General features: G+C 41.0%; 14 protein-coding genes. All 14 read right to left on the minus strand.

Annotation, left to right across the window (positions count from 1 at the left end; translation table 11 throughout):
* Window positions 1–9: 9 nt before the first annotated feature.
* The 14 genes from FPV17_RS20145 to atpE all read right to left on the minus strand — a co-directional run bounded on the left by FPV17_RS20145 (window position 10) and on the right by atpE (window position 12,360).
* Window positions 10–1,014, minus strand: coding sequence for a rod shape-determining protein (locus FPV17_RS20145; RefSeq protein WP_035394303.1), 1,005 nt, complete (start codon window positions 1,012–1,014; stop codon window positions 10–12).
* Window positions 1,015–1,177: 163 nt separating this feature from the next.
* A complete protein-coding gene (spoIIID, locus tag FPV17_RS20150) occupies window positions 1,178–1,453 on the minus strand; it encodes a sporulation transcriptional regulator SpoIIID (RefSeq protein WP_035394300.1) in 276 nt (91 codons plus the stop codon).
* A 188-nt stretch (window positions 1,454–1,641) separates the two neighbouring features.
* Window positions 1,642–2,460 carry a stage II sporulation protein SpoIIQ gene (spoIIQ, locus tag FPV17_RS20155; RefSeq protein ID WP_052007777.1) on the minus strand — a complete coding sequence of 273 codons (819 nt, stop codon included), beginning with the start codon at window positions 2,458–2,460 and terminating at the stop codon, window positions 1,642–1,644.
* A 177-nt stretch (window positions 2,461–2,637) separates the two neighbouring features.
* Window positions 2,638–3,657 (minus strand): stage II sporulation protein D, encoded by a 1,020-nt coding sequence (gene spoIID / locus FPV17_RS20160; RefSeq protein ID WP_144560234.1) that lies wholly within the window; start codon window positions 3,655–3,657, stop codon window positions 2,638–2,640.
* Between the two features lie 164 nt (window positions 3,658–3,821).
* Window positions 3,822–5,120, minus strand: coding sequence for a UDP-N-acetylglucosamine 1-carboxyvinyltransferase (murA, locus tag FPV17_RS20165; protein ID WP_060704462.1), 1,299 nt, complete (start codon window positions 5,118–5,120; stop codon window positions 3,822–3,824).
* 41 nt (window positions 5,121–5,161) lie between these two features.
* Window positions 5,162–5,917 (minus strand): YwmB family TATA-box binding protein, encoded by a 756-nt coding sequence (locus tag FPV17_RS20170; RefSeq protein WP_144560235.1) that lies wholly within the window; start codon window positions 5,915–5,917, stop codon window positions 5,162–5,164.
* A gap of 102 nt (window positions 5,918–6,019) precedes the next feature.
* Entirely contained in the window at window positions 6,020–6,253 is a 234-nt protein-coding gene (locus FPV17_RS20175; protein ID WP_144560236.1) for a DUF1146 family protein, read from the minus strand.
* Window positions 6,254–6,634: 381 nt separating this feature from the next.
* Complete coding sequence (locus FPV17_RS20180) at window positions 6,635–7,036, minus strand: F0F1 ATP synthase subunit epsilon (protein WP_035394294.1); 402 nt, start codon at window positions 7,034–7,036, stop codon at window positions 6,635–6,637.
* Between the two features lie 63 nt (window positions 7,037–7,099).
* Window positions 7,100–8,515: a F0F1 ATP synthase subunit beta gene (gene atpD / locus FPV17_RS20185; protein ID WP_060704458.1), complete on the minus strand. Its 1,416-nt coding sequence runs from the start codon at window positions 8,513–8,515 to the stop codon at window positions 7,100–7,102.
* Window positions 8,516–8,542: 27 nt separating this feature from the next.
* A complete protein-coding gene (gene atpG / locus FPV17_RS20190) occupies window positions 8,543–9,406 on the minus strand; it encodes an ATP synthase F1 subunit gamma (protein ID WP_060704457.1) in 864 nt (287 codons plus the stop codon).
* 39 nt (window positions 9,407–9,445) lie between these two features.
* Window positions 9,446–10,960, minus strand: coding sequence for a F0F1 ATP synthase subunit alpha (gene atpA, locus FPV17_RS20195; protein ID WP_144560237.1), 1,515 nt, complete (start codon window positions 10,958–10,960; stop codon window positions 9,446–9,448).
* 27 nt (window positions 10,961–10,987) lie between these two features.
* Window positions 10,988–11,533, minus strand: a complete 546-nt coding sequence (locus FPV17_RS20200; RefSeq protein ID WP_144560238.1) for a F0F1 ATP synthase subunit delta — start codon at window positions 11,531–11,533, stop codon at window positions 10,988–10,990.
* Window positions 11,530–12,024, minus strand: coding sequence for a F0F1 ATP synthase subunit B (gene atpF, locus FPV17_RS20205; RefSeq protein ID WP_038484063.1), 495 nt, complete (start codon window positions 12,022–12,024; stop codon window positions 11,530–11,532). Before atpF ends, FPV17_RS20200 begins: the two co-directional genes overlap by 4 nt.
* Before the next feature lie 105 nt (window positions 12,025–12,129).
* On the minus strand, window positions 12,130–12,360 hold the full coding sequence (gene atpE / locus FPV17_RS20210) for a F0F1 ATP synthase subunit C (RefSeq protein WP_274273190.1): 231 nt from the start codon (window positions 12,358–12,360) through the stop codon (window positions 12,130–12,132).
* Window positions 12,361–12,383: the final 23 nt, after the last annotated feature.

A 12,383-nucleotide genomic window follows, 5' to 3' on the forward strand; every position in this document is an offset into this window, starting at 1 on the left:
GCTACCTCCTTAAATATGAACTTTCTTATTTGACATGCGATCAAGATTTTCAAGTAAAATACCAGTACCTGTAGCCACACAGTGCATCGGTTCTTCTGCAATCAAGACAGGGATTTTTAGCTCCTCTGCTAGTAACGTATCAATTCCATGTAAATAAGCTCCTCCACCAGTAAGCATGACACCGCGATCAATAATATCAGCTGACAGCTCAGGAGGCGTTTGTTCTAATACGTGTTTAGCAGCTTGTACAATGTAGTCGACTGATTCTACAAGCGCTTTTTCAATTTCTTCTGAACGAATCGTAATATTGCGTGGCAAACCTGACACCATATCGCGACCGCGAATGTCCATTTGCTCATTTCTCGCTCCTGGAAATACCGTTGCAACTTGTTTCTTAATTTCTTCAGCAGTCCGTTCACCTATAAGAAGCTTGTACTCTTTTTTTATGTAAGATAGGATATCAGAATCGAATCGGTCACCTGCTACTTTAATGGAAGAGGCTGTAACAACATCACCCATAGATAGAACAGCGATGTCCGTCGTACCACCGCCAATGTCAACGACCATATTTCCACTAGGTTGAAAAATGTCCATTCCTGCTCCAATGGCTGCGACTTTCGGCTCTTCTTCCAAATAGATATTTTTGCTACCTGTCTTCTCTACAGCTTCGCGTATCGCTTTCTGCTCTACCGATGTAATATTTGTTGGGCAGCAAACTAAAATCCGAGGTTTAGAGAATAAACCTTTCACATTGATCTTGTTTAAGAAATGTTTTAACATCGACTCTGTCATCTCAAAGTTTGCAATGACACCGTCCTTCATTGGACGAATAGCTACGATATTTCCAGGTGTACGTCCAACCATGCGAAAGGCTTCTTCTCCTACAGCCAACACTCGTTTTGTCGTCGTATCAAGGGCTACAACTGATGGTTCATCTAATACAATCCCTCGACCTTTAACATAAATTAATACATTCGCTGTTCCTAAATCAATTCCAATATCACGACCTAGCATGACTTTGTTCCCCCTTCTTTCTCGTTACAATTTATATGGTGATGTGCGCAAAACATCCGATTCTTATGTAATGTGTACCTGATTCTCTATTTAAAGACGCACTTTTTACCTATTATAAATAGTAACACAAATTGGGGAGAAACGACTCATCTTGTCGAAAAATTTATCTCTGAGTCTTGACAGCTGGTTGTTCGACTTTACGATACTTTACTTTTGTCGCTTCACCACCTCTTAAATGGCGAATCGACTTGTGATACTCAAGAATCTCTTTCACGTCGTTAGCAAGCTCTGGATTAATCTCAGGTAAACGTTCTGTGAGATCCTTGTGTACAGTACTCTTTGAGACTCCAAATTCTTTCGCAATCGTACGAACAGTCTTTTTCGTCTCAATGATGTACTTCCCTATCTTGATGGTTCGCTCTTTGATGTAATCGTGCACACGACTCGCCTCCCTATTTCTGTTAAGGTGATTGATAAAGTGTATTAGCAAGTCGCGCATGATATACCACATTTTCACAGAGTTTATCTGTTTTTCAAAAAAATCTAATTGACTATACAAATAATTCAGACCCTATAAATGAGTAAAAGCATAGCCCATTTAGCACGAGCTATGCTTTCCATCAATCTTTATTCCGTTTCGCCTTCAAGTTCTTCACCAACAGATGGCTTGTTTTCTTCCGGCTTTTCATTTTCATCAGGCTTTTCGTTTTCATCTGGCTTTTCATTTTCTTCTTTTTCGTTCTCTTTTTCTTTTTCTTTCTTCTCACCTTGTGGAGCAAAGGCAGCAATGTCTTCAACTGATTTTTCCATTGCGTCAGTCGGATTAACTGCTACACCATCATGGCGCACTTCAAAGTGAACATGAATTCCTGCTTCTTGGTTGTATGAATTGGCACCTGCTTCACCAATGACATCGCCTTGAGAAACCTCTTTGCCTTCCTTCACTTCTAGAGTTGAAAGACTAGAGTAATGTGTCACAACACCATCACCATGATCGACTTCTACGACAAAACCTAGTAACGAATCTTTCATCGCTTTTGTGACAACACCGCTCATCGAAGCCATTACAGGAAACGCTTCTCCGTTCTTACTTGCAAAATCAACGCCTTTGTTTTCTACATACATGTTGTTAAAATAGACAATAGCTTGCTCTTGCTCTTCCACTTCTGCTTGTGCATCATAGAAGATTCCTACTCTATCAAAATCTGTTTCATTTTCAACAGGTAGGTGGAAGGATTCATTTGCAACGTTTACAGGAGCTGTTGGCTCTTCTGTTTGTTCAGGTCCTTCACTAATCTCTAATTCTCTTTCTGTATCTTCTCCACTTTGAAGAAATAAAACCGTACTCAAAAGACCAGCAGCAGCAGCAAGATAAACACTCGGTAACACCCAACGCTTACGCATCAAATCTTGAATTTTGTTTGAAGAATTTTTTTCTTCTTTCATTTTCTCATCACCTCTGCCAATCATTCTGAGCAAATTAATAGAAATATATACATGCCAGCGAAAAAAAGATTTAATTATTTTTCAGTAGCCGTAACTTCGTTCATAGCAAGGGTTTATTGAAACCAGACAAACAAAAAAAGACTGGCTCTTTCATGAAGATGCGCAGTCTTTTCAAATCTATCCTTCTATTTGTTCCATCGTTTCAATGGATACACCTGAATAATAGTGTAAAACAATCTCTTTATAGGTTTTTCCTTCTTTTGCCATTCCGTTTGCACCAAATTGACTCATTCCTACCCCATGGCCCCAACCTTTTGTTTGAATGACAACAGTATTTCCATTTATATACCAAGAAAAATCAGACGAATCTAAGTTCAATGCTTCTCGAATATCCCGCCCACTAAACCGCTTATCAGCGATTTGAACACGCTCCACTCGACCACCTTCTGTTCTCGATTGGATTTCACCAATAGAGCCGTCGCCCCTTAACGTTACGCCTAATTTTTCTTCAAATTCTTCTATTGTCAACGTCACCTCTTCATCAAACCGAGGAGAATTCTGATCCCACGGACTTTCTACACTTTTTAAATAAGGAATTTCTTGTGCCCAATAATCCTCTGAATTCTCGGTATACCCATTACTAGTCGAAAAAAATGCTGCCGTAATAGGTTGCTCGTTATAAACGATTACTTCTCCTGCTGTCGCAAGAACCGCTTTTTCTACCTTTGCCCAGTTTTCATCAAACTTGTCTCCCCACTTTTCCTTTAGTTCTTCTTTATTTTGATACACTTGATGCGTTACGGTGTCTGTTACAAGTGCATCTCCAGGAACATTGCGGCTGTCATCAGCTATATTCTTCTGCGACATGAGATAAGTCTGAGCTGCTAAAGATTGAGCTTTTAAAGCCTCAAGCTCATATTCTACAGGCATCTCCGAGGCAACAACACCTATTACATAATCCGTTAAGGCGACGGCTTCTACTTCTTCCTTTTGTGAGCGGTACACGTCAATTGTCGGTTCTGGCTTAATAACTTCTGATTGTACAATTGGCTCACTCGCTTGGCTTGTCTTCTCTAAAGGCGCTAGTTTAAATGGTTCATGAGCGGTTTGATTGCTCTCATTTATACTTACCATTGCTGCGGGAATGAGAAGGATGACAACAATTAGAAGTACAGCTGGAATCAAAATCTGTTTCATGGCATTCCTCCTACATTAGACAATTACCTACTTTAGAGACTATGTCCATGAACGGAAAAAAAGACGTTTTTTTCACAGCAAAAAAAGCACACCGCCTGGTATGCTTTTTCGACTAAAATCCCAGCAAATCGACAAGATTTCACTATTTCCCCGGAAATACAACCTTATAGCAATTCTGCTGTTTTTTCAAATTCATTTTCTAACTGCTCTTCCACTCGTTCAATATCAGCACCTAATGCTTTAAGCTTTTCCGTTAAACCCACGTAACCGCGGTCTAGGTGCTTTAATTCTGTAACACGAGTATATCCATCTGCTACTAATCCTGCGATGACCAATGCGGCACCCGCACGTAAGTCTGTTGCACCTACCTCTGCACCTTGTAATGACGTAGGACCGGATACAATCGCAGAACGGCCTTCGATTTTAATGTTTCCGTTCATTCTACGGAACTCTTCAACGTGCATAAAACGATTCTCAAAAACCGTTTCTGTTACAACACTTGTACCCTCAGCTCGAATAAGCAATGCCATCATTTGTGCTTGCATATCCGTTGGGAAGCCTGGATGAGGCATTGTTTTAATATCTACGGCTTTAAGCACTTCTGGACCAATAACACGAAGTCCTGTTTCACCTTCTTGAATCTCTACACCCATTTCGCGCATTTTTGCTACAAGAGGACGCATATGCTCAGCAATTGCACCTTCAACGAACACATCTCCACCTGTAATGGCAGCAGCAACCATAAATGTTCCTGCTTCAATGCGATCAGGAATAACCGAGTGAACCGCACCATGAAGCGCAGCTACACCTTCAATTCTAATAACACCTGTGCCAGCGCCTCTTACCTTTGCGCCCATTGCGTTTAAATAATTTGCTAAATCAACAATTTCAGGCTCTTCAGCGACATTTTCAATGATTGTTGTTCCTTCAGCCAGAACAGCCGCCATCATAATGTTTTCCGTTGCTCCAACACTTGGAAAATCAAGATAAATCTTCGTTCCTTGAAGCTTTCCATCGATGCGAGCTTCAATAAAGCCATTTCCAATTTCTACTGTTGCACCCATCGCTTCAAACCCTTTTAGGTGTTGCTCAATCGGGCGTGAACCAATGGCACATCCACCTGGCAATGCAATTCTTGCGCGACCAACACGTGCAAGTAAAGGACCCATTACTAGGAAAGATGCACGCATTTTACGAACGTATTCAAACGGTGCTTCCGTCTTAAGCGCACGATTAGCATGAACAACGAAACGTCCATCTTCATAATCAACTGCTACGTTCAAATTTGTCAAAACTTCCTTCATTGTATAAACATCTGTAAGAGATGGTACTTCCTCGATAACACTATTTCCGTTTTCCGCTAAAATTGATGCTGCTATTACAGGTAGGACGGCGTTCTTTGCACCCTCTACCTTCACGGAGCCGTGCAGCTTGTTGCCGCCACGGACAATGATTTTTTCCAACGTATTCCCCTCCGCGTCTGATATTTGTCTCTTCTATATTATCAATATTCAGTCGTAATTATAGGCGTTCCAAAAGTTACTGTTGTTCTAGAGCCCAACTCTTGATTTTCGCGTAATGCGATTTGAACGTTCATCTCTTTATCATCATTTGTCGCAATACCATTGGTCCATCCTTTATGATATGCAGAGATAGATACAAACGTTTTTTCTTCTAGGCCCTCTAATGTGGTCGCGCCCAATTGACTTACTAAATCCTCGGCCTCAATCATTAAATCTTGAGGCGTATCGTCCATTTCTGCCGTTAGTTCATAAAACGACATAGACGATTTTAAATCAAAACCTAATGTACGTAATCGATCTTTAAACAATTGTTGATTCTTGAGTTCACCATTTCCATTTGAAAGGAGCTCATACGTTTTTTCTACTTTGTAACCTTTTGTTGTTGAGGTCGCTATCCATTTAACTTTTTCCAGTAACTTTCCCTCATAATCGCCATTTATAAACGTGACATGCACATAATTATTGTCTTCTTCCAAAGAAGCACGTTCAAATTCAGGATATTCCTGTTCGAACTGGTCTAGCTGTGTATAAAAATCATCTACATGTTCGCTTTGATTTTTTATGCGGACTTGCCAATCTGTCATTGTCATTTTATTTTTCTCAACAAGGTCATTAAAGGCATTCATTTGATGATAGAATGTATCTTCTTTTCCTAAGGTATCTTTCTCAAAAGCAAAAAGAACGCTACAGAAAACAACGATAAGCAATAGAAAACAGACAGAATACATTTTATTCATATCAACATTCCCCTCCAGGACCAAAAGGTTTTCTTACTACCATTTTTACCTGAAGCAGAAAAAGCATACATAAAAAACAAAGGTTCTTATGACATTTTTTTACTAGAAAAGATAAGGTAGGTACCGAACAGCTTGGGCATACTCAATAAAAAAACGAGCAAGTAAATGTCCCAATGTAATTGCCACTAACACTTTTAAAACAGTGGCTTGGGTACTTTTTGGATTTTTCACGAACAAATCAAAGCGGAACGATTGTAACGCCCACCATGCTATGACTAAACCGAGAAGATTTAATAGAATATGTATAAACGCTTCCAAAGCTAAATCGCTTGTCAACCTTATGACCCCATTTCCTATTCAATCCCGGCAAACAAAAAGTCAAGCTAAAAGTTCGCAATCCATTTTCAATGATAACGGATTTACGCATAAAAAGCTACCGCTTTCGTTAAGGAATTCATTCCACTTTCATAACAAAAAATGAAGATTTGGTTACAGTTTAGAATGATCTTTATCTAAAGCGCATTCATATGCACTTTACCCTTATTTGCCATTTTTCTAACATGATTTTTTTGTTAAAGGCATTCTCTCACACAACACTGTAAATATCCTTCTTCTGGAGTATATGCTTACTGTCGTTATTTGTACAATATGGTGCCTACACGTGCACCTAAAAAAAATCACCATCTGTTGATAAACAACAGTCTGGTGATTTTTGGTTTAGTTTGCTTTAGCAACACTAAGACGAGTAACAGCTCTCATTAAAGCCGCTTCTGCACGTGCTTTATCAATATGGGCACTGTCATCATTTAAGCGTTTTTCTGCACGGTTCTTCGCTTTTTCAGCGCGTTCCGTATCAATTTGCTCTGGTGTTTCTGCAGTCTCGGCTAGTATGGTCACTTGGTCTGGACGAACTTCAATAAATCCACCGCTGACTGATACTTGGTCTTCTTTGCCGTCTTTCAAAAAACGAGCCCTTCCAACCGTAAGCGGAGAAACGAGGGGAATGTGCTTTGCTTTAATTCCAAGCTCCCCTTCTGTTGTCTTCACAACAACCAGCTCAGCATCACTTGAGTATACTGCACCGTCTGGAGTTACGACACTTACTTGCACGGTATTCATAGAACCCCTCCTCGTCGGCTAGCTTAGAAAAGGAAACGGCTTAACCGCTCCCTTTCTTTTTTATTACTGGGCCATTTCTTTCGCTTTTTCTACAACTTCTTCAATGCGTCCAACTAAACGGAATGCATCTTCTGGAAGATCATCGTATTTACCTGCAAGGATGTCTTTAAATCCTGAAATGGTTTCTTTAACTGGTACATACGAACCAGGTTGACCAGTAAACTGCTCTGCTACGTGGAAGTTTTGTGATAAGAAGAACTGAATGCGGCGCGCACGCGCAACGATTAACTTGTCTTCCTCTGATAATTCTTCCATACCGAGGATGGCAATAATATCTTGTAACTCACGATATTTTTGTAATGTTTGTTGAACCCCACGTGCTACACTGTAGTGCTCTTCTCCAACAACTTCTGGGGAAAGGGCGCGTGATGTGGACGCTAATGGATCAACTGCAGGGTAAATCCCCTGCTCCGTTAATTTACGCTCAAGGTTTGTTGTTGCATCTAAGTGAGCAAATGCTGTTGCCGGAGCCGGATCCGTATAGTCATCCGCCGGTACGTAAATTGCTTGAATGGATGTAACAGAACCTTTTTTCGTTGAAGTGATACGCTCTTGTAATTGTCCCATTTCCGTAGCAAGTGTTGGCTGATAACCTACCGCTGATGGCATACGACCAAGTAGCGCCGATACCTCAGAACCTGCTTGTGTAAAACGGAAGATGTTGTCAACAAACAAAAGTACGTCTGCACCTTGTTCATCACGGAAATATTCTGCCATTGTTAAACCAGACAGGGCTACACGCATACGTGCACCTGGTGGTTCGTTCATTTGACCGAATACCATCGCGGTTTTCTTAATAACGCCTGCATCCGTCATCTCATGATAAAGGTCATTTCCTTCACGAGTACGCTCTCCAACACCGGCAAATACAGAAATACCACCGTGCTCTTGGGCAACGTTGTTAATTAATTCTTGAATCAGTACCGTTTTCCCTACTCCGGCACCACCGAATAGACCAACTTTACCTCCTTTTGTATAAGGAGCAAGTAAATCAACAACTTTAATTCCTGTTTCAAGGATTTCTGTCGTTGTTGTTAATTCTTCAAAGCTTGGCGCATCGCGGTGAATAGGGTCACGGCGTGTTCCTGCTGGTACTGGTTCTTTTAAGTCAATCTCTTCACCAAGTACATTAAATACTCGACCAAGTGTCTCTTCACCAACTGGTACAGAGATTGGCGCTCCAGTATCTACTGCTTCTGTTCCACGCATTAAACCATCAGTTGAACCCATGGCTACCGTGCGAACTGTATCATTTCCTAAGTGTAAAGCTACCTCTAACGTTACTGTTACATGAACAGCATTCTGTGTATCACCTGATTGGTTTACTCGAAGTGCACTATTGATTTGAGGTAGTTGACCACTTGGAAATTTAACGTCCACGACCGGTCCTGTAATTTGAATAATACGGCCTGTTGACATCGTTTTCCCTCCTAATTCACATACGTTCTATTCTAAAGCGGCTGCACCGCCAACAATTTCAGTGATTTCTTGCGTAATTGCAGCTTGTCTTGCTCGGTTATAAGAAAGCGTCAAATCATCAATAAGTGAAGAAGCGTTGTCGGATGCAGCACTCATTGCTGTCATACGTGCACCGAACTCACTTGCCTTTGCATCAAGCAAAGCCCCATAAATCAAGCTCTCTGCATAACGAGGAAGAACAGCTTCAAGTATTTCTTTCTCAGATGGCTCATATTCGTAAAGGCCGACGCTGGATGACTGTTGCTCTCCTGTAGATCCAAGAGGAAGAAGCTTTTGTTCTGTAACGGTTTGCGTCATTGCAGATACGAAGTGGTTATACCAAACATATAGTTCGTCAAACACGCCATCAGCAAACATCTCAACAGATGTTTTGGCTAGTCCCTTAATATCCGAAAAACCAGGCTGATCAGGAATTTCAATCATTTCTTGGATAATCGGTTGATTTCGTGTACGTAACAGATCCCGTCCGATTTTACCCAAGACAATAATTGCATACTCGTCTGTTGATGAGTGTCTAGATTGAATGGTTTTCATCATATCTCTTAAAAGACTTGAGTTGTAACCGCCAGCTAAACCAGTATCCGATGAAATAAAGATGTACCCTGTCTTTTTCACTGGACGTTCTTCAAGCATCGGATGACTGACGTCACTTCCGGCCGCAGCCATGTTGTTTACAACCTCACGCATTTTACTTGCGTATACTTCATAGCTTTGTGCTTTTTCTTGCGCACGATTTAATTTCGCAGCCGACACCATTTGCATCGCTTTTGTAATTTGACGTGTTTTCTTTGTTGAGTTAATACGATTTTTTATATCGCGCAAAGAAGCCATTTGTTCACCGCCTTTCTAAGCAAAACTTAAGAAAATAAACTATTCATTCGATGGAACGAAACCTTTTTTGAAAGCTTCAATCGCTGCTTTGAAATCACTTTCTTCTGGAAGATTTCCTGTTGTGCGAATGTGCTCTAGCAATTCATTGTTATTGCTTTCAAGGTACGTAAACAATTCTGCTTCAAAGCGTAGGCAGTCACTTACTGGGATATCGTCTAAGTAACCTTTTGTTAATGCATAGATGATTGCCACTTGCTTCTCAACCGGAAGTGGTTGGTTCAAGTCTTGCTTTAATAACTCAACTGTTCGCTGTCCACGATTTAAACGAGCTTGTGTTGCAGCATCTAGATCTGAACCAAATTGAGAGAATGCTTCTAGCTCACGATATGCTGCTAAGTCTAAACGAAGCGTACCAGCTACTTTTTTCATTGCTTTGATTTGTGCAGATCCACCAACACGAGATACTGAGATACCAGGGTTAACGGCTGGACGTACACCAGAGTGGAATAAGTCAGACTGTAAGAATACTTGGCCATCTGTAATCGAAATAACGTTTGTTGGAATGTACGCTGATACATCCCCTGCTTGTGTTTCAATAAATGGAAGAGCTGTAATGGATCCGCCACCTAAATCGTCATTTAATTTCGCAGCACGCTCAAGTAAACGAGAGTGTAAGTAGAATACATCTCCTGGGAATGCTTCACGACCTGGAGGACGACGAAGAAGAAGGGACATCTCACGGTATGCTGCTGCTTGTTTTGATAAATCATCATAAATAACAAGAACGTGCTTACCATCGTACATAAATTCTTCTGCCATTGAAACGCCTGTATATGGTGCTAAGTAAAGCATTGGAGCTGGATCAGATGCACCCGCAGATACAACAATCGTGTAATCAAGTGCGCCACGTTGACGAAGTGTTTCAACTACGCCTGACACCGTTGATTCTTTTTGTCCAATGGCCACATACACACAGATCATATCTTGATCTTTTTGATTAAGAATCGTATCAATTGCAATCGACGTCTTTCCTGTTTGACGGTCACCGATAATAAGTTCACGCTGTCCACGTCCGATTGGAATCATTGAATCAATTGATTTAATTCCTGTTTGAAGAGGCTCATGTACCGATTTACGTGCCATAACGCCTGGCGCTCCACCTTCAACTGGGCGTGTCTTTGTTGTGTGAATCGGACCTAAGCCATCGATTGGTTGACCAAGTGAATTCACAACGCGTCCAAGAAGTTCAGTTCCAACTGGAACTTCCATAATACGTCCTGTCCGTTTCACTTCGTCTCCTTCACGAATGTTGTCATATGGTCCTAAAATGATAATACCAATACTATCTTCCTCTAGGTTCTGAGCCATACCCATTACGCCAGTAGAAAACTCTAAAAGCTCTCCTGCCATAACATTATCTAAACCGTAAGCGAAGGCAATTCCGTCCCCAACGCGAATAACGGTACCAACGTCTTGTACATCTACACTGGTTTCAAATTGTTCAATTTGCTGCTTAATAAGCGAGCTAATCTCAGTTGCTTTAATGCTTGCCATTCGTTTTCACCCCTAACTGACAAATTGTTACTTCCCTGCAAGAATTCCTTTTTCAAGGCGATCAAGCTGTCCTTTTACACTGCCATCGTATACGCGATCGCCAATACGGACTTTTATTCCACCAACGAGTTGTTCTTGTACAACATTTGTGACCTCTAAAGAGCGTTTGCCTACTTTAGGTGCAAAAACAACTGCAACTTGTTCTTTTTCTGAATCACTGATTGGTTTCGCTGAGTATACAGTTGCTTCAGCGATTCCTTTCAGTTCGTTATTTAATCTCTTATACTCTGAAAGTAGTTCTGGCATCGTTGTATAACGATTCTTTTCGACTAACGTCAGTAATAACGCTAACGTTGTTTCTTGTACATTTCCTTGAAACGACTGCTTGATGACCTGAGCCTTTCTCTCTTGAGAAAGTCCTGGTGTTTCAAGTACCTTTAGCAATTCCGGTGTTTGATTAAACACGTCCCTTACTAAGGCTAAATCCTGTTCGAATTCATTCGCTTGACCTTTGGATACACCTAACTCAAAAAGAGCAACAGCGTAACGATTGGCTACCGCTTTGTTGCTCATAGCTCTTCGCCCGCTTGTTTAAGGTAGTCTTGAACAAGCTTATCTTGTTCACTTGCATCCAGTTCTTTTTCAATCACTTTCTGCGCAATTAAGACAGATAAAGAAGCGACTTGTTCACGTAATTCCGTAACAGCTTGTTCTTTTTCATTACGAATTTCAGCAAGTGCTTGATGCTGAATTCGTTCTGCTTCAGCTTTTGCTTCGCGGACAAGGTCTTTGCCTTGCTGCTCGCCAACTTTTTTGGCGTTTTCAATCAATTCACGTGCTTCTACACGTGCTTGTTTTAATTCCTCTTTTTGTTCCTCGATCATTTTCTCTGACTCTTTACGGTTGCGTTCAGCAGAATCAATTTGATCGTTAATCATGTCTTGACGCTTTTGCATAACACCAAGAAGCGGTCTTAATGCAAACTTCGACAGTAGCCATAAGAGTAGACCAAATCCAATAAGTTGGAAAAGGACCGTACCCCAACCAAAATCACCTAAGTTCATTTTTACACCCCTTATTCTCAAAAATCAGCCTTACATAAGGAAAGGCGAGAGGTTCTAGAAAAGAACGCTATCGCCTCTCAATGTTGAACGATTATTGACTTTTTGTTAACTAAAGATGAGGATTAATGACACAACGATTGCGATGATCGGCACAGCCTCCGCTAGTGGAACACCGATAAACATTAATGTTTGAAGAGTTCCGCGTTGTTCTGGTTGACGAGCAACTCCCTCAAGTACTGCTTTAACAATTAACGCAACGCCAATCGCGCCGCCAATTGCTGCTAATCCAGCTGCAAGTCCAGCTGCAAGATGAGTGTAACCAATTGGATCCATCATTCTAAAATTCCTCCTGTTTTGTG

Origin of the sequence: Shouchella miscanthi (assembly GCF_007725405.1) — a bacterium.
GTDB lineage: Bacteria > Bacillota > Bacilli > Bacillales > Bacillaceae_D > Shouchella > Shouchella hunanensis.